Below are 17979 nucleotides of genomic sequence, written 5' to 3'. Positions count from 1 at the left end.
CCTCGTTCGTCCCGTGCGCGCCACTAGATGTGCGGGACGTCCTCGGGGATCGGGTAGAAGGTCGGGTGGCGGTAGACCTTGTCACCGCTGGGCGCGAAGTAGGGGTCCTTCTCGTCCGGGCTGGAGGCGGTGACGTTCTCGGCGAGCACGACCCAGATGCTCACGCCCTCGTTGCGGCGGGTGTAGAGGTTGCGGGCGTTGTGCAGGGCCATCTCGCCGTCGGGGGCGTGCAGGGAGCCCACGTGCACGTGGTTCAGGCCCCGCTTGCCCCGCACGAAGACCTCGTAGAGGGGCCACTCGGGGCGGGCCGGGGTGACGTCGTCGTTGCTCATACCGCGACCTCCCGGGCGCTCCGTTGCTTCTCCGCGTAGGCGGTGGCTGCCTCGCGGACCCACGCGCCGTTCTCGTGGGCGGCGCGACGCCGTTCGACGCGCTCGGCGTTCTTGGGGCCGTTCCCGGAGATGACCTGCTTCAGTTCGTCCCAGTCCGGTTCACCGAAGTCGTAGTGGTCACGCTCGTCGTTCCAGGCCAGTTCGGGGTCGGGCAGGGTGACGCCCAGCTTCTCGGCCTGCGGGACGGTCATGTCGACGAACTTCTGGCGCAGGTCGTCGTTGGTGTCGATCTTGATGCCCCAGTCCATGGACCGACGGGTGTTGGGCGAGTCGACGTCGGGCGGACCGAACATCATCAGGGACGGCCACCACCAGCGGTCCACGGCGTCCTGGACCATCGCGCGCTGGCCCTCGGTGCCCTCCATCATGCGCATGAGCAGTTCGTAGCCCTGCCGCTGGTGGAAGGACTCCTCCTTGCAGATGCGCACCATGGCGCGGGCGTAGGGGCCGAAGGAGGTGCGGCACAGCGGGACCTGGTTGCAGATCGCGGCGCCGTCGACCAACCAGCCGATCACGCCGACGTCGGCGTAGTTCAGCGAGGGGTAGTTGAAGATCGAGGAGTACTTCTGGCGGCCCCCGATCAGGCGCTCGGTGAGGTCGGCGCGGTCCACCCCGAGGGTCTCGGCCGCGGCGTACAGGTACAGGCCGTGACCGGCCTCGTCCTGGACCTTGGCCAGCAGGATGGCCTTGCGGCGCAGGCTGGGCGCGGTCGCGATCCAGTCACCCTCGGGCTGCATCCCGATGATCTCCGAGTGCGCGTGCTGGGAGACCTGGCGCACGAGGGACCTGCGATAGGCCTCGGGCATCCAGTCACGCGGTTCGATGCGCTGGTTGGCCGCGATCTTGGCGTCGAAGTCCGCCTGGAGTGCCTCGTCGGCGCCGGGGGGCGCTTCCTGGGCCGTGGTCGACATTGATCATTCCCCATTCATAACCGAACGTTCGGTCAGTAATTAGTATCTCCGGATCCCCCCGCCCAACGCAAGTCCCCACGTGGGGAAAGCACCGGTCCACGACCGGGGACGTGCGCCGGGCACGCCCCCGGGAGGCACGGAACGATCACCGCCGGGCCTCGGGACGCCGCACCACGGGGTGGTCGGTGGCGTGTTCGGGCGCCGGCGGGCCCTGCTCCCTCACAACCCGTGGAGGGTGCGTAGGTGGGATCGCGAGGAACGATCCCCCCACAGCAGGACCCGAAGGTTCCCGCCGTGCCGTGGGGCGCCCGAACACGGGCCGAAGCGCAGCGCAGGCCCCCGGGCGAACCCGGCTCCGCGCCACCGGGGTGGTCCACGGTCTCGCGGCTCCTTGGATGCCAGGGGGTTGCGCGTTCGGGCGCCGGCGGGGCTCTGGAGGGTGCGTAGGTGGGATCGCGAGGTACGAGCCATCACGCCGAAGGACCCGAAGGTTCCCGCCGTGCCGTGGGGCGCCCGAACACGGGCCGAAGCGAAGCGGAGGCCCCAAGAGAACACTGCCGGGCCCCGAACGGCCGCCCCTAACGTCCGTCGAAGGTGGGTCTGCGCTTGTTCAGGAACGCGTCGACGGCACCGACGTGGTCGGCGGTCATGCCCAGTTGGTTCTGCAGGTCCGCCTCCTCCTCCAGCAGTTCGGTGAGTTCCGCCCCGCCCTCGGCCGCGGACCGCACCTCACGCTTGGCGGCCACGTAGGCGACCGTGGGTCCCGCGGCCAACCGCACGGCGACCTCACGGGCGCGCGACTCCCACTCCGGATCGTCGACCACCTCGGTGACCAACCCCAGTTCCAGGGCGCGGTCGGCGTCCAGCATGGTGCCGAGCAGCATGAGCTCCATGGCCCGCGCCTGGCCCAGGGAACGGGACAGACGCAGCGCCAGGCCCGAGTCGGAGGCCAGACCGATGCCGGTGAAGGCGGTACCGAACCTGGCCCGGCGGGCGGCCACCCGCACGTCGCCGGCCAGCGCGAACCCGAGTCCCGCGCCGACGCACGCCCCGCCGATCCCGACCACGACCGGCACCTGGATCCGCTCCAGCCCCAGCACGATCGGGTTGTAGTGCTCGCGCACCGTGGCCAGCGCCTGGTCGGGTCTCTCGGCCAGGGTCCGGGCGTGCTCGGCCAGGTCCTGTCCCACGCAGAACGCCTTGTCGGACCCGAGGAAGAGCACCGCGCGGGCGGTCGTGGACTCGGCGGCCCGTTCCACGGCGGCCAGCAGTTCCTCCTTGACCTGTCGGGTCAGCGCCGGGCGGTGCAGGCGGATCGTGGCCAGCCCGTCGACCTCCTCGAACTCCGCCGCCTTGACTTCGCTCACGCCTTGTCTCCTTCGTCCCAGAGGTGAAAGCCCTCACCGCTCTTGCGGCCGAGCCTGCCGTCGGCGACCTTACGGCGCAGCAGATCGGGCGGCGTGAAGCGGTCCCCCAGTTCGGTGGCCAGGTGCTCGGCGATGGCCAGACGCACGTCGAGACCGACCAGGTCGGTGAGCTTGAGCGGGCCCATGGGGTGCCGGTAGCCCAGTTCCATGGCGGTGTCGATGTCGGCGGGCGAGGCCACGCCCTCCTCGACCATACGGATCGCCTCCAGGCCCAACATGACGCCCAGACGGCTGGTGGCGAACCCCGGGGAGTCGCGCACGACGATCTCGGTCTTGCCCAGGGCGCCCACCCAGCCGCGCACGGTCTCCAGTACGGCGGTGTCGGTCTCGGGGGCGGTGACGATCTCCACCAGCTTGGAGGCCGGGACGGGGTTGAAGAAGTGCGTGCCCAGGAAGCGCTCGGGGCGCTTCAACGCCGCGGCCAACTCGGTGACCGACAACGAACTCGTGTTGGAGGCGAGCACCGTGTCCTCCCCCACCGCGTTCTCGGCTGCGGTGAGCACGGCGATCTTCAGTGCGGGCTTCTCCGGCACGGCCTCGACCACGAGCCCGAGGCCGCCGGGGAGGTCGGCGACGTCGGTGACCGTGCTCAGGCGGTCCAGGTAGAGGTGCGGTTCGGCGGCGATCTTGCCGCGTTCGCGCGCCTTGTCCAGGCCGGCCTCGACCCGGTCGCGGCCGGCCCGGGCGGCCTCGGGGGTGGCCTCGGCGAGCACCACCCGCGCGCCGGCCATGAGGAACTGTTGGACGATACCGGCGCCCATGGTGCCGCCACCGATGACGGCGACGGTGTCGGGCACGCCCTGAGGGGTGATCTCGGTCAACGCTTCTTCCTCTCCAGGAAACGGGTCATCCGTTCGTGTTTGTCCGCGCTCTCGAACAGGACCGCCTGGGTCAGGTCGTCGGCCAGGGGGTGCGCCCCGTCGGCGTCCAGGACCATCTTGGTCATCCGCAGGGCCAACGCGGAGGAGCCGGCCATGCGGTCCAGCAGTGCGTGGGCGCTCTCCCGCAGTTCCTCGGAGGGCACGATCTGCGCGATGAGCCCATGGCGCAGCGCAGCCTCGGCGTCCAGACGGAACCCGCCGAGCAGCACCTGCTTGGCCACCGACGCCCCGACCAACTCCTTGAGTCGCCAGCACGCACCGGCGCCGGCGATGATGCCCAGGCCCGGCTCGGGCTGGGCGAAGACCGCGGTGGGTGTGGCGATGCGGATGTCGCAGGCGTAGGACAGCTCCGCGCCGCCGCCCAACGCCCAACCGTCGACCGCCGCCACGGTGGGCGCCTGGAGGCGGTGCAGACGTTCGAACAGGCGGCTGTTGATCCCCGCCAATGCCTGATCGCGACCCCGTTCGCGCAGCTCGGAGATGTCGGCGCCACCGGCGAACACGGTCCCGTGCCCGATCAGGAGCAGAGGTCGGGGGTCGGACTCCAGCTCGGCGCACACGCGGTGCAGTTCGTCGATCATGCGCGCGTTGATGGCGTTGCGGGCCTCCGGTCGGTACAGCTCGACGACCGTTCGGTCCTCGCGCCGCTCCACCCGCAGGGTCGCGAAGCCCTCGGCGTCATCGGCCGGACTCTGTTCGTTCACGGTGTCCCCGTCGTTGTCGTCGGTCGTGGCCCGGTGGTCGGTGCTCACACGCGCTCCACCAGCAGGGCGGCTCCCTGACCCACGCCCACGCACAGGGTGGCCAGGCCACGCCGCGCGTCCTCGCGCTCCATGCGGTTGAGGAGGGTGACCAGGATGCGGGCGCCGGAGGAGCCCAGCGGGTGGCCGAGCGCGATGGCGCCCCCGTCGGCGTTGACGCGCTCCTCCTTCAGCCCCAGTCGGCGCATGACGCCCAGGGACTGGGCGGCGAAGGCCTCGTTGAGCTCGATGGCGCCGACCTCGTCCAGGGTCCACCCCGCGCGGTCCAGGACCTTGTGGGTGGCCGGAACCGGACCCAGACCCATGACCTGCGGGTCGACACCGGCCGAGGCCGAGGAGACCACGCGGGCCCGGGGGGTGAGTCCGTACCTGCTCACGGCGTCGGCGCCGGCCAAGACCAGCGCGGAGGCGCCGTCGGACAGGGAGGAGGAGTTGCCGGCGGTGACGATGCCGCCCCGGCGGAAGACCGGGCGCAGCCCGCCCAGGCTCTCCAGGGTGGATCCGGCGCGGGGCCCCTCGTCAGCGGTGACCTCGTGCGTGGCTCCCTTGCGGCCGTGCACGGTCACCGGGACGATCTCCCGGTCGAAGCGGCCGGCCTCGGCGGCGGCGAGCGCGCGCTCGTGGCTGCGCAGCGCGAAGGCGTCGCATTCTTCGCGGGTGAGCCGCTCCAGCGTGGCGACCTCCTCGGCCGTCTCGCCCATCGACAGCGTGTAGCGCAGGTCGTCGGGGGTGGCGTCGGCGGGCGCCTGCGCGTCGGCCTCGGCGAACCGGGGGTTGGTGAAGCGCCAGCCCAGGGAGGTGTCGGCGACCTCGCCGGGCTTGGCCCAGGGGGTCCCGGGCTTGGCCATCACCCAGGGGGCCCGGGTCATCGACTCGACGCCGCCGGCGACCACGATGTCGGCTTCACCGGCGCGGATGGCCTGGGCGGCGGAGGAGACGGCGGTGAGGCCACTGGCGCACAGACGGTTGACGGTGTAGCCGGGCACGCCCGCTCCCAGACCGCCGAGCAGGGCCGCCATGCGGGCCACGTTGCGGTTGTCCTCACCGGCCTGGTTGGCGGCGCCGAGGATGACCTCGTCCACCGCCTCTCCTGGCACGCCGCTGCGGCGGACCACCTCGGACACCACGAGGGCGGCGAGGTCGTCGGGGCGGACGGACGCCAGGGCGCCCCCGTAGCGGCCCTGGGGGGTGCGGACCCCGTCGACCACGTAGACGTCGCTCACGAACGGCCTCCCATGTGAACCACGGTGGCGTGGGCCACCGTCTGCTGTGAAGTCATCGACACATCTCCTTGACACGGCTGCTCGGAGACTGAATAAATGCATTAGTAACCGAACGTTCGGTCAGTAAGCAAGTCGGCCACCCTCACGGGGGTCGGCCCAGACCCGTCACCGCGCGGCGGGCCGCCGACCCACCCGGGCATCCGGCCCGGCGGGCCATCGCGCACCGTACCCGGAGAGTCCCATGGCAAGCCAGGACACCATCACGCAGTCGGCCGGTACCGCCCTCCCCCAGCGCCTCGGTCAGGGCCCCGCGCCCGAGACGCTGGACCCGGCCGAACGCATGAGCGTCGACGAGCTGCGCGCGCTGCAGTTGACCCGCCTGCGCTGGACCCTGGAGCACGCCTACACCAACGTGCCCCTGTACAAGCGCAAGTTCGACGAGGCCGGTGTCCGCCCCGAGGACCTGAAGAGCCTGGACGACCTGGCCCTCTTCCCGCACACCACCAAGGCCGACCTGCGCGACAACTACCCCTTCGGCATGTTCGCCGTGCCCCAGGAGCAGGTCAGCCGTATCCACGCCTCCAGCGGGACCACCGGCAAGCCCACCGTGGTCGGGTACACGCGCCAGGACATCGACACCTGGGCCGGGGTCGTGGCCCGCTCCATCCGCGCGGCGGGCGGTCGCCCCGGGCACAAGGTCCACGTCTCCTACGGGTACGGGCTGTTCACCGGCGGCCTCGGAGCCCACTACGGCGCGGAGGCGCTCGGCTGCACGGTCATCCCCGCCTCCGGGGGCCAGACCGCCAAGCAGGTCCAACTCATCCAGGACTTCCGGCCCGAGATCATCATGATCACCCCCAGTTACATGCTGACCCTGATGGACGAGTTCGAGCGCCAGGGCATCGACCCGCGCAGCACCTCGCTCACGACCGGCATCTTCGGCGCCGAACCCTGGACCGAGCAGATGCGCCGCGAGATCGAGGAGCGCTTCGACATCAACGCGGTGGACATCTACGGCCTGTCCGAGGTGATGGGTCCGGGCGTGGCCAACGAGTGCGTGGAGACCAAGGACGGTCTGCACGTCTGGGAAGACCACTTCTACCCCGAGGTCCTGGACCCGATCGACCAGCGGGTCCTGCCCGACGGCGAGAACGGAGAACTGGTCTTCACCTCCCTGACCAAGCAGGCCATGCCGGTCATCCGCTACCGCACCCGCGACCTGACCACCCTGCGACCGGGCACCGCCCGCCCCATGCGCCGCATGGACAAGGTCACCGGCCGCAGCGACGACATGATCATCCTGCGCGGCGTCAACGTCTTCCCCACGCAGATCGAGGAGATCGTGCTCGGCCTGGACGGTCTGGCCCCCCACTTCCAGCTGGTACTGACCAAGGAGGGCCGCCTGGACCGCATGGCCGTGCGGGTGGAGGCCGCACCCGACTGCACCGGCGACCGCCGCGTGACGCTGAGCCGCGAGATCACCGCCACCATCAAGGACCGGGTGGGCGTCAGCGTCACCGTGGACGTGGTCGACCCCGAACAGATCGAGCGCTCGGTGGGCAAGTTCCGCCGCATCATCGACCAGCGCCCCAGGGACTGACCGGCCCCGGCGCCCTCGGGCCCCGTCCCGGCACCGACACGGTGCGAAGACGGGGCCCGCGTCGTCCTGGCACCGGGCCGAGCATCCGGCCTCTCCCCCACACCCGGGCCGCCCGGGTGAGGACACGACCCGGCGGCGACGCGCGGCGCGGCCCGTCCCGCGTTCGGTGCACAGGGAGAGCCGGTCGACCAGGAGTCCTCTAGGCCTTACGGGCGACCCCGCCGTACTCGGCGACCGGGTGGACACCGCCCACCTCGGTCGGCTCCGGACGCCACAGCGAGCAGGACACCACACCCGGCTCCAGCAGTTCCAGACCGTCGAAGAGGCGCTCGATGTCGGCCGCCGAGCGGACCGTCAGCTTGGGCGTGCCGCGCTCGTTCCACGCCGCCGCCACCTGGTGGGCGCGCTCGTGGTCGATGTCGTCGGTGGGATGGGAGACCACCAGGAAGCTCCCGGGCGCCAGCGCGGCCAGCAGCCGGTCCAGGATCGACCGCACCTCGGCGTCGTCGGCCACGAAGTTGACCACCCCCAACAGCATGAGGGCCACCGGACGCGACAGGTCCAGGGTCCCGGCGGCCGCCTCCAGGATCGCGTCGGGGTCGCGCAGATCGGCGTCGACGTAGTCGGTGGCGCCCTGGACCGAGCCGGTCAGCAGGGCGCGGGCGTGCGCCAGCACCAACGGGTCGTTGTCGACGTACACCACACGCGCGTCGGGGGCCGCCGACTGGGCCACCTCGTGGGTGTTGTTGTGGGTGGGCAGTCCGGTGCCGATGTCCAGGAACTGCCGGATCCCTTCCTCCCGGACCAGGTGGCAGACGGTCCGCACCAGGAAGGCCCGGTCGGCGAGGGCGTTGTCGACGATCTCGGGGAAGAACGAACGGATCTGCTCGCCCATCTCCCGGTCGACGGGGTAATTGTCCTTACCGCCCAGCCAGTAGTTCCAGATACGGGCGTTGTGCGGGATGGAGGTGTCGATCTTGGCTTCAGGGATCTCAGGGGGCACGGGTCTGCTTTCCATCACGGAGCCCGACGGACGCCGGGCCGGGTAGGGCACCAGTCAACGGATCCGCCCCGCGTCGCACAAGTGCCTCAATCCCCTTTCTCGGCGAGAAAACGGTCGATGTGCGACATCCGACGTGTGGGGGCGCACTTCCTCCGCACCGCGGACGTTCCCGGGACACAGCACCCTCGCCGGGGTCCGTCGCGCGCGGAAAACCGTTCGTCACCGCCCGGGCCGACCGATAGGTTGCCCGAGCATCACCGACGGAACCGGGAGGCCCAGGTGAAACACTCCGGTGAGGAACACGCCCGCATCGCCGCGCAGGGCACCGTGCTGCGCTGCCAGGTGGGTTCCGGAGTCCACGGACTGGGTCTGCCCGGCGCCGCCGACCGCGACGAGATGGGCATCTGCGTCGAACCGCCCGAATACGTGATCGGTCTGCGCACCTTCGAGCAGTACATGCACCGCACCCGCCCCGAACACACCCGCTCGGGCCACGACGACCTGGACCTGACCGTCTACTCGCTGCGCAAGTGGGTCCGCCTGGCGCTGGACGGCAACCCCACGGTCCTGCTGCCGCTGTTCGTCCCCGAGTCCGAGATCGTCACCATCACACACATCGGCCACGAACTGCGCGCCAACGCCGCGCGCTTCCTGTCCCGCAGGGCCGGCGAGCGGTTCCTCGGCTACCTGCGCGCCCAGCGCGACCGGATGGAGGGGCTGCGCGGTGGCAAGCACACCAACCGGCCCGAACTCGTCGACCTGCACGGCTTCGACACCAAGTACGCCTACCACATGGTCCGGCTGGGCCTTCAGGGTGTCGAGCTCCTCGAAACGGGCCGCCTCACACTGCCCACCCCCGAGCCCGACCGCTCCTGGCTACTCGCTCTGCGACGCGGAGAGTACACACGCGCCGAGGCCCTGGCGCGTACGGGTGAGCTGGAGGAACGACTCGCCGAGCTGTGCCACACCTCGTTCCTGCCCGAACTCCCCGACGCCACGTGGGCCGACCAATGGCTCGGCGACACCTACCGACGCCATTGGGACGAGAGCCACGCTGGTCAGAGCGGCACCCGAAACGGCACCGCCACCACCGCGAGATAGGGTGATCCACCGAAGAGGTACATGCCGCGCCCGAAACACCGGGTGGCCCGGTGTGCCGGGCGCCGGGGATTTCGGCCCGCGGTGCCCGGAGGACGACAAGTGAAGGAAACACCATGGTCGGAACCATCGCGTTCGTGCTCATGATCATCAGCCTGTCGATGATGATCATCTCCGGTCTCATCGCGGCCGTCGTCAAGACCCGATAGACGACCCCCACGGCGGTGGGTGCGGAGCGAGACCGCGCCCGCCGCCCGGCACCCCTACCGCGGGCTCTCCACGGGCACCAGGTCCAGCCGGGCCACCTCCAGACCGTCCGGACCGGTGATGACCACCTCGTCCCCGACGATCTCGTATCGTGTGCGCCCCGCGTCGGCCACATATCCCTGTTCCGTGCGCGTCGCGGGCAGCACCATGGTCTCACCGTCGCCGCTCAGGAACTCCCCGAAGTAGAACAGCTCGCCCGCCTCGTTGGCGCACAGCACGATGCGGTGCCGTTCGGTCTCGTAGGCCGCCACCATCACCCCCACGCCGGCGCCCGGCACCGACTCGGCCACGCGCTCCGGGCAGAAGGCCTCCAAGGACGACGCCTGTGGGGATCCCGGGCTCTCCCCGCCCGTCACGTACGGCACCAACCACACCACCACCAGGGTCGCGCCGCCGACCAGGGCCAACGCCACAGCGCGCACCGTGCCCTGCGGCCATCGCGGCACGCTCCAGCGTGTACGACGACGGTGGGACTCGACCGCCGGTCGCCGGGGGTGCGTCGGTCCGGAATGCGGCGCGCCCGGCGTGGGCCGGCGCGGTGGCGGACGCCGCGATGGTTCCGTGACCCGCGGCGCCGTGCTCTTGCCCGGCCGTCCCGGCCCGCCCGCAGCGTACGGGCCGAAGTTCGGGCTCAGGGCGGGCGCCAGGAGATCGCCCTCCCCCAGGTCCTCGAAGCGCGCGCTCACGGCCCGCGTCGTGGCGCAGACCAGGCACACGCCTTCGGACCGCGCGTTGTGGGCGGCGCACATACTGCACCGCCAGAGCTCATCCGCCATGTGCACGCGCTCCTCCACCGTGTGGTGACCCGACCGCCGCCGGGATCACGCGGAGTGATCGCGTGATCCGTCCAGGAATGCCCCGACGCAGAACATGCAACACCGATCCGCACACGCGCACAAGAGGAGAAAGCGCCCGCCTCGGGCGTCGGAACCCGTCACCGAACGTGAGGTCGTCCCTGACCGGGGGCGTGTCGCGCGGCCCACCGGCCCGGACACGGCCGCACACGGACCGCCGACCGCATGTGGCCACACGGGTGCGGCCGGCGCGGGGCACCCGTCCACCGCGTCCCGCACCGGCCGCTCGCGCGGTCTCCGCGCGAGAACAGCCTACGGAATCAGGTGTGGTGACGGTGACGTGTTCACGGAAGTCGCACGGAATGTCCGGCGTCCCACCGCGCCCTCACGTCACCGTTGCAAAGAAGAACGCCACCTTGACGATGTAGATCTCACTGCGGCGACCACGGCCTCCGCTCAGAGAACACCGCAGGGTGCGCGCTCCACCGAACACGCACCCTTCCGGTCTCGACCTCAGCCCGTCGAGGCATCGTCCATCGCCGTGAACCACGCGCGGGACTTCGCCGTCTGGAGCAGCAACAGCACGATCAACGGCAGGATCACGCCCATGAAGGCCGCCCCCTCCCCGGCCAGCACGGCGTCCAGGACCGACACCAGACCACCGGCGCCGACCAGCAGGCGCACGACCCGGAGGTTGCGCTCCCCTCCCCGACCGATGCGCAGCGCGGCGACCAACAGGAGAAGGATCGCGATCACCCCGAGGGCGAAGCTCAGCAGGAGGCCGCCCAGGGTCACACCGACCCCGGCCAGCGCCGCCTCGGCACCGTCCGGGTGGGTCAGCACCGCCAGGACACCGAGCAGGCTCATCACCATGAGCACTCCGGAGAGGCCGGAGACCACGAAGAGCATGACGCGGGCCGCGGTCACCACTCCGGGCATGGGCGGTGTCTTCTGGAAGGACATCGGGGAATGTTCCCGTTCTTTCGGGCGGATTTCTACCGCCGTCATGGTATCCCGCGCCACGGCGAGAACAGCGACCGAAGACGCCTCCGCCGCCGAGTTCACGCGCACTCAACCCACGGGCAACGTCGGCGCAACACGCGACCGGCCTCGCGCGAGGCACGAACGGCGGACCCCACCCGGCACCGATGGCCCGGGGCCGGGTCAGGGCCGTCGCACGGCTCCGCCCGTCGCGGGCCCCGCCCGAGGCGAGGCCCGGGGCGGGGGCCGTTCCCGGACCTCGCCCCGGGGCCTGGTCGCCGGCGCGATCGACACTGCGACCCACGCGCCGTCCGACACGCGCCCGACGGGATCACCCGCCGTTGGACTGACGGATCCCCTCACCGAGCGCCTCGAAGGTGAAGACGAAACCGCCGTCCTCACCACTGACGGTCATGTACGCGTCGGTGCCCCCGGGCTCGATCGCGATGTTGGTCGCCGTGTCCAGCCCCGCGGCCGCGTCCTCGGGAACGGTCACCGTGGTCAGGTGCTCCCCCGTCGAGCTGTACACGAAGATGCTCGGCTGGCCGTGGACGGCCTGGTAGAGGTTGCCCTCGGCGTCGACGGCGTTGGAGTCGAGCTGACTGGTACCGCCGTCGAAGTACACGGCGGGATGGGCCGTCTCCACCTCCGTCCCGTCCTCGTTGAGGCCGAGGTGGTCGATGCGGTTCGCGGTGTAGTGGCTGATCCACAGGCCCGAGAAGTCCTCGGTGAACGAGATGCCGTTCGGCGAGGGGAGCTCGTCCGCCAGGACGGTGGCCTCCGCCGTGTCCCGGTCGATCCGCACGACCCTGCCTCGGGGCTCCCAGACCGGGTCGTCGAAACCGGTCGAGTCACTGACGTACATGTGCCCCGCCTCGTCGAAGGCCAGGTCGTCCGGTTGCATGGGCGTGCCGTCGACGTCGCCGGAGAAGAACGTCGTGTGGTCCTCCCCCTGCGGGGTCACGCTGTCGATCCGCCCACCGGGGAAGTCCGTGAGGTAGAGACGGTCGTCGTACGGGCTGAACTGCGCGGAGGTGTAGGCACTGTCCTCGTTGGTGAACACGGGGGTCACCTCCGCGGACTCGGTGTCCACCCGCAACACCTTGGGTTCACCGGGCGGGGCGGTGACGTCGACGACGAGCAGCCCGCCGTCCGGGGCGAGGGTCGGCCCCTCCAACAGCGTCATCCCGGTCTCCTCGTGGACGGAGGTCACCTGGACCAGGAGCTCGGCCGTGCGTTCGGTCCCCTCCTCCGCGTCGCCGACGGCGGTGTTCCCACACCCCGTCACCGCGCCGAGGGCGACGACGGCCGCGAGCACCCGGTGGCGCCCCGTGTGTCGTGTTCGCGGATGCCACGCTGCCATGTGGTCGCCTTCCGATCGGGGGTTCCCGGCCCCAGGGCCGGGGTGCGGACGTGGGAGGTCACGGGGGCTCACGGCTTCGCGCCCAGGACCTCGTGGAGGCGGTCGCCGCGCCAGTCCTCCAGCAGCCGGTGGAAGGCCACGGGACCGGGGCTGTACGAGGAGCCACCACGGACCCCGGACCCCTCCCTGTTGTAGTAGCCGGGTGTGCACTGGGCCTGGAAGGCGGAGTTGTCGTGCGCCGTCTCCCTGATGGTCCGCACCCACGCCTCGGCCGCCTCCCGAGAGGGTTCGACGACGGTCTCGCCGACCTTGCGCGCCTCCGCGATGACGGCGGCGATGTGTTCGGCCTGCTCCAGGAGGATGTGGGCGAAGTTCACGGAGTTGGCGTTCTGCAGTGAGCCCAGGTGGAAGAGGTTGGGGAACCCGTGGGAGTAGAAGCCGTGCAGGGTGCGGGGGCCCTGACCCCAGGACTCCAGCAGTCCGTGCCCGCCACGGCCGCGGACGGGCATGGTGCCGGACACGACCCCGGAGACGCCGACGTCGAACCCGGTGGCGAAGATGACGCAGTCGACGGGGTAGGAGGTCTCTCCGACGACGATCGCGTCCTCGGTCATGCGCGTGATGCCGCCGTGGTCGGCGGTGTCGACCAGGGTGACGTCCGGCCGGTTGAACGTCGGGAGGTAGTGGTCGCTGAAGCAGGGGCGCTTGCACATGTAGCGGTACCAGGGCTTGAGCAGGTCGGCCGTGGCCGGGTCGTCGACGACCTCGTCGACGCGGGCCCGGATCCGGTTCATCGTCCGCGCGTCGACGAGTTCGTCGATCCGCTCACGCTCCTCGTCGGAGACGCTCGTGTCCAGCGCACCCGTGATCATCTTGCGTTGGAGCCGCGCCGTCGACGTCCAGCCGTCCCGGGTCAGGTCGGTCTCGACCGGCTCCCCGGAGACGACCTGGAGGAAGTTCTCCATGCGCTCGCGCTGCCACCCGGGGCGCAGGGAGGCCGCCCACGCCGGGTCGGTGGGCCGGTTGTCGCGCACGTCCACCGAGGACGGCGTCCGCTGGAACACGTAGAGGTGTCGCGCGTCGCGCCCCACGTGCGGGATGACCTGCACACCGGTCGCCCCCGTGCCGACGACCGCGACCGTCTTGTCGGCGAGTCCGTCCATACCCCCCTGCTGGTCGCCCCCGGTGTAGCCGTAGTCCCACCGGCTCGTGTGGAAGGTGTGGCCTTGGAAGGTCTCGATCCCCGGGATGCCCGGCAGTTTGGGCCGGGTCAGCGTCCCGGAGGAGGTGATGACGAACCGGGCGCGCATGCGATCGCCGCGGTCGGTCTCGACCACCCACCTGTCGGTCTCCCCGTCCCACTCCAGGTCGGTGACGCGGGTGTGGAACAGGGCGTCGCGGTACAGACCGAAGGTCTCGGCGATCGCCACCGCGTGGCGCCGGATCTCCTCACCGGGGGCGTAGCGCCACGCGGGGATGTGGCCGACCTCCTCCAGGAGCGGCATGTAGGAGTAGGACTCGATGTCGCAGTGGATGCCCGGGTAGCGGTTCCAGTACCAGGTGCCACCGAAGTCGCCGGCCTCGTCCATCATGCGGATCGACTCGACGCCCGCCTGCCGGAGCCGAGCACCGGTGGTGAGGCCACCGAACCCGCCGCCGATGACCAGTACCTCCACCGTGTCGGTCAGTGGCGCGCGCTCGGTCCTCGGCGTGTACGGGTCCTTCGCGTAGTAGCCGAACTCACCGGTGATCGAGCGGTACTGGGCGGCGCCGTCGGGGCGGATGCGGCGGTCGCGCTCGCGCGCGTATCGGGCCCGCAGTGCGTCGAGGTCGATCTGCTCGGTCGGTTCGTCCGGGCTCGCGGGGGCGCCGGGGGTCGTGGTCATGTGCGGTCCTCACTGTGTCGCCCTCGGGGCGCCGGGGCGGTTTCCACCGGTGCCGCGGGGGTGCGGGTGGTCGCTGTACGACGTGGTGTCCCGATGCCGGTGTGAGCTCCCGGCTCGGGTCGGGTCCCTTCTCTCGGGTGCGCGGGCGGGCGTCCTCGCTGCTCACGAAGCGGAGGACGGGGCGGCCTCGGGTGCGGGACGGTCGAGCGTCCCGGGGGCGGGGGTCTCCTGGGAGGCCGTTCCGCGTCCGGGCAGGAAGGCCGCGATGGCGAAGGCGGCGAGCGCGGTCAGGGCGCCCAGACCCAGGAGCAGGGTGAAGGCGTCGCGCGCCGGGAAGACCTCTCCTCCGGCCGTCATGGTCAGGCCGGCGATGACCACTCCCGCGACGGCACTGGCCACGGAGGTTCCGATGGAGCGCATGAGCGTGTTGAGGCTGTTGGCCGCGGCGGTCTCCGAACGGGGAACGGCGGCCATGACCAGGGCGGGCATGGCACCGTAGGCCAGGCCCACACCCGCGCCGATGACGGTGGAGGCGGCCATGAGCTGCCAGACGCCGGACATGAGGAACAGGCTCAGGCCGTAGCCGAGCGCGACGAGCAGGGCCCCGACCATCAGCGTGGTCTTGGGACCCTTGGCGCGGGAGAGCCGCGCGGAGACCGGGGACATCGCCATCATCACCAGCCCGTTCGGGGCCATGACCAGTCCGGCGACCAGGATCGTCCGTCCGAACCCGTACCCCGTGACCTCCGGGAGCTGGAGCACCTGGGGCACGACCAGGGACATCGCGAACATGGAGAAGCCGAACACCAGGGACGCGGAGTTGGTGAGCAGGACCTGGCGCCGCACGCTGACGCGCAGGTCGACCAGCGGATGCGGTGCACGCAGCTCCCACCATCCCCACACCAGGAGGACCAGGGCGGCGGCGACGATCATGGCCCCGGGGACACCGCCGGCCCACCCCCAGTCGGACCCCTTGGAGACCGCGAGCAGCAGCAGGAGCAGCGCCACGGACAGGCCCAGGGATCCGAGCAGGTCGAACCGGCCGCCCGCGCGGACCCCGCCGTCGGGGACCAGGGCGCGGACCAGCACGGCGGCCGTGCCCGCCAGTGCCGCGGCGACCCAGAACAGCATGTGCCAGTCGGCTTGTTGCACCACCAACGCGGCGGCGGGCAGTCCGAGCGCGCCGCCCACGCCGAGTGAGGCGCTCATCAGCGCGGTCGCCCCACCGAGCCGCTCCGGGGGCAGCAGGTCGCGCATGATGCTGATACCGAGCGGGATGACCCCGGCGGCCAGCCCCTGGAGCGCGCGGCCGATGATCATCGGCACCAGGCCGGTGGCCAGTGCGCAGATCACCGAGCCGGCCACGAGCACCACGAGACTGAACAGCAGCATGCGGCGCTTGCCGTACATGTCGCCGAGGCGACCGACGGTCGGGGTGGCGACCGCGGCGGCGAGCAGGGTGGCGGTGACCGCCCACGCGGCGTCGCCGGGGGTGGTGTCGAGCAGCTCGGGAAGCAGGGGGACCAGCGGGATGACCAGGGTCTGCATGAGCGAGACGACGATCCCGCCGAAGGCCAGGACCGCGACGATCACGTTCGGCCGGACGGGCGTTCCCGTGTCGCCGGGCGCCGGTGCCCTGTCGGGAGCATGGGTCATGGAGTGGGTCCCCGTCCTCGAACGTACGAAAGCGCCCACTTTTAAGTCAGGCGCATGACTTACGTTAACAGTACGTACCGGAACGGTGTCCTTGCTCGCCGCGAGGGGTGAGGAGGAGCACATCGGGAGGCCGGCCCGTGGGCGGCGCCCGCCACCCCGGGAACGTCCCGCCCACGCCAAGGGCGCCGGAACGGGGGCGACTCCCCCACCGGGCGCTCCGACCGGGCGACGACCGTGGGCGGTCGGAACGCGCTGCCGGTACGGTGGCCCCTATGAACGGCAGGGTGACGCGATCGGACCGGGTCGCCGCGACACGGGAGACGATCCTGGTGGCGGCGGAGCGGCTCTTCGCCGAACACGGACTCGCCGCCGTCTCCAACCGCCAGATCAGCCAGGAGGCGGGGCAGGGGAACAACACGGCGGTCACCTACCACTTCGGCTCCAAGGCCGGACTGGTGCGCGCGATCGTGCGCAAGCACACCGAGCAGGTGGAGGAGATCCGCATGCGCATGGTGCTGGATTGCGACGGCTCCACCCGACTGCGGGACTGGATCGCCTGCATGGTGGAACCCTTCGCCCAGCACCTCGCCGACCTGGGCACACCCACCTGGTACGGACGGTTCAGCGCTCAGGCCATGAGCGATGAGACCTACCGCGAGGCCGTGTCGCAGGAGGCGCTCAACTCCCCCTCCCTGCTTCGGGCCGGGGAGGGGCTGCACCGGTGTCTTCCCGATCTGCCGATCGAGGTGCGCAGGGAACGCCAGGACATGGCGCGCCAGCTCATGGTGCACATGATCGCCGAACGCGAGCGCGCCCTGGCCGAGGGCGGCACGACGCCCCGGGACTCCTGGCACCGGGCCGCGGTCGGGCTGACCGACGCCCTCACCGGGCTCTGGCTCGCACCGGTCACCGAGGTCGGGTCGCCGGCCGCACCGGAGACCGTGCCCCACGGCAACGCCTGACCTCGGGCGCGGGAGGGGCCGGCATCGATCCCGGCGGATCGATCACACCCGCGGGTGCCCTCGCCGCCCGATGTCCATCGGTCAGGTCGCGGGGTCGCCTTGGACGGCCGGTACCCCGCCACCGCACGGCCCACGAACCCCACCACCCGCGTCAAAGGCGCCGGCAGGAGCCCATGGCGGCCGGAGTCGACCTGGCCGCGGTCCGAGCCCGCGCTCGGTTCCCGCGGGGGAAGCGAGGAGTCGGCGGGTCGAGCGGCGACGAAGACCGCGATCGGCTCGGGCGGATCAAGGTGGATCCGGTCCGCGTGCGCCTCCTCGCCATGGTCCGGGGTGAGGAGGCCGGGTATGATCGCGTCCTGGAAGAACTTTTCTCGTTACTGTGAGCTGAAAGTGTATCGAGTGAAGTCGATTTCTTCTTCGCTCACGCGGTCTCGTCGAAACGCCATTGGATCTGTCGCCGTAGAATCTCCTCTATCTGGCGAGGCGCACGAGGGGTGAGATTCTTACTGTCCTGATGGGTCTGGTCGATGATGGACTTCCATCGTTGGATTTTTTCCTGATCGGGTTGTGGTGAGGAGCGCTCGGACTCGATCAGATCGGCGTACTTTGCCAGGTTGTACGCGATGTAGTTGTCTGCCACTTCCAGGCTTACGGACGTATCCTGATCCCATTCCCATGGCATCACACCGTCGAGCGAGGATTTTTTGTCCGGCATATTTTTTCTCCGTTGGTAGGATGCGCGAGTAGGATATCAATCAGGACAACCGAAGGAAA

16 protein-coding genes are annotated in these 17979 nt (G+C 70.7%); 3 read left to right on the top strand and 13 right to left on the bottom strand.

The genetic code is table 11. The features are described 5' to 3' along the window. Positions 1-23: 23 nt before the first annotated feature. From paaB to DSY14_RS03505, 6 genes are all read right to left on the bottom strand, one after another. Entirely contained in the window at positions 24-332 is a 309-nt protein-coding gene (gene paaB / locus DSY14_RS03530; RefSeq protein ID WP_211714968.1) for a 1,2-phenylacetyl-CoA epoxidase subunit PaaB, read from the bottom strand. After that, positions 329-1303 (bottom strand): 1,2-phenylacetyl-CoA epoxidase subunit PaaA, encoded by a 975-nt coding sequence (gene paaA, locus DSY14_RS03525; RefSeq protein ID WP_211714967.1) that lies wholly within the window; start codon positions 1301-1303, stop codon positions 329-331. Before paaA ends, paaB begins: the two co-directional genes overlap by 4 nt. Positions 1304-1881: 578 nt before the next feature. Then, positions 1882-2670 carry an enoyl-CoA hydratase/isomerase family protein gene (locus DSY14_RS03520; RefSeq protein ID WP_211714966.1) on the bottom strand — a complete coding sequence of 263 codons (789 nt, stop codon included), beginning with the start codon at positions 2668-2670 and terminating at the stop codon, positions 1882-1884. Then, positions 2667-3551, bottom strand: coding sequence for a 3-hydroxyacyl-CoA dehydrogenase family protein (locus DSY14_RS03515; RefSeq protein ID WP_211714965.1), 885 nt, complete (start codon positions 3549-3551; stop codon positions 2667-2669). The genes DSY14_RS03520 and DSY14_RS03515 overlap by 4 nt, the downstream gene beginning before the upstream one ends. Further along, complete coding sequence (locus tag DSY14_RS03510; RefSeq protein WP_211714982.1) at positions 3548-4315, bottom strand: enoyl-CoA hydratase/isomerase family protein; 768 nt, start codon at positions 4313-4315, stop codon at positions 3548-3550. The genes DSY14_RS03515 and DSY14_RS03510 overlap by 4 nt, the downstream gene beginning before the upstream one ends. Positions 4316-4359: 44 nt before the next feature. Beyond that, positions 4360-5595 carry a thiolase family protein gene (locus tag DSY14_RS03505; RefSeq protein WP_211714964.1) on the bottom strand — a complete coding sequence of 412 codons (1236 nt, stop codon included), beginning with the start codon at positions 5593-5595 and terminating at the stop codon, positions 4360-4362. Between the two features lie 241 nt (positions 5596-5836). Between DSY14_RS03505 and paaK the strand changes: the two genes are divergently transcribed. After that, positions 5837-7195: a phenylacetate--CoA ligase PaaK gene (paaK, locus tag DSY14_RS03500; RefSeq protein WP_211714963.1), complete on the top strand. Its 1359-nt coding sequence runs from the start codon at positions 5837-5839 to the stop codon at positions 7193-7195. A 199-nt stretch (positions 7196-7394) separates the two neighbouring features. Here the strand turns inward: paaK and DSY14_RS03495 are convergent, their stop codons facing one another. Then, a complete protein-coding gene (locus DSY14_RS03495; RefSeq protein WP_307851118.1) occupies positions 7395-8198 on the bottom strand; it encodes an SAM-dependent methyltransferase in 804 nt (267 codons plus the stop codon). A 279-nt stretch (positions 8199-8477) separates the two neighbouring features. Here DSY14_RS03495 and DSY14_RS03490 point away from each other — a divergent pair, with 279 nt between their 5' ends. After that, positions 8478-9299 carry a DNA polymerase beta superfamily protein gene (locus DSY14_RS03490; protein WP_211714961.1) on the top strand — a complete coding sequence of 274 codons (822 nt, stop codon included), beginning with the start codon at positions 8478-8480 and terminating at the stop codon, positions 9297-9299. A 260-nt stretch (positions 9300-9559) separates the two neighbouring features. Here DSY14_RS03490 and DSY14_RS03485 read toward each other — a convergent pair whose 3' ends face one another. The 5 genes from DSY14_RS03485 to DSY14_RS03465 form a co-directional block, all read right to left on the bottom strand. Then, positions 9560-10009, bottom strand: a complete 450-nt coding sequence (locus DSY14_RS03485; RefSeq protein WP_211714960.1) for a hypothetical protein — start codon at positions 10007-10009, stop codon at positions 9560-9562. 861 nt (positions 10010-10870) lie between these two features. Further along, positions 10871-11320, bottom strand: a complete 450-nt coding sequence (locus tag DSY14_RS03480; RefSeq protein WP_211714959.1) for a hypothetical protein — start codon at positions 11318-11320, stop codon at positions 10871-10873. 349 nt (positions 11321-11669) lie between these two features. Beyond that, positions 11670-12701, bottom strand: coding sequence for an SMP-30/gluconolactonase/LRE family protein (locus tag DSY14_RS03475; RefSeq protein ID WP_211714958.1), 1032 nt, complete (start codon positions 12699-12701; stop codon positions 11670-11672). Between the two features lie 68 nt (positions 12702-12769). After that, positions 12770-14587, bottom strand: a complete 1818-nt coding sequence (locus DSY14_RS03470) for an NAD(P)/FAD-dependent oxidoreductase (protein WP_211714957.1) — start codon at positions 14585-14587, stop codon at positions 12770-12772. Positions 14588-14749: 162 nt separating this feature from the next. Continuing rightward, a complete protein-coding gene (locus tag DSY14_RS03465) occupies positions 14750-16243 on the bottom strand; it encodes an MFS transporter (protein ID WP_211714956.1) in 1494 nt (497 codons plus the stop codon). 272 nt (positions 16244-16515) lie between these two features. Between DSY14_RS03465 and DSY14_RS03460 the strand changes: the two genes are divergently transcribed. After that, positions 16516-17205, top strand: coding sequence for a TetR/AcrR family transcriptional regulator (locus DSY14_RS03460; RefSeq protein WP_211714955.1), 690 nt, complete (start codon positions 16516-16518; stop codon positions 17203-17205). 421 nt (positions 17206-17626) lie between these two features. On the opposite strand, the gene DSY14_RS03455 is transcribed toward DSY14_RS03460, so the two are convergent. Next, entirely contained in the window at positions 17627-17920 is a 294-nt protein-coding gene (locus DSY14_RS03455; RefSeq protein WP_211714954.1) for a hypothetical protein, read from the bottom strand. Positions 17921-17979: the final 59 nt, after the last annotated feature.

Source organism: Nocardiopsis sp. MG754419 (assembly GCF_018207095.1).
Taxonomy (GTDB): domain Bacteria; phylum Actinomycetota; class Actinomycetes; order Streptosporangiales; family Streptosporangiaceae; genus Nocardiopsis.
Note: the sequence above shows the minus strand (reverse complement) of the source record. Positions and strands in the feature narration are given on the sequence as shown.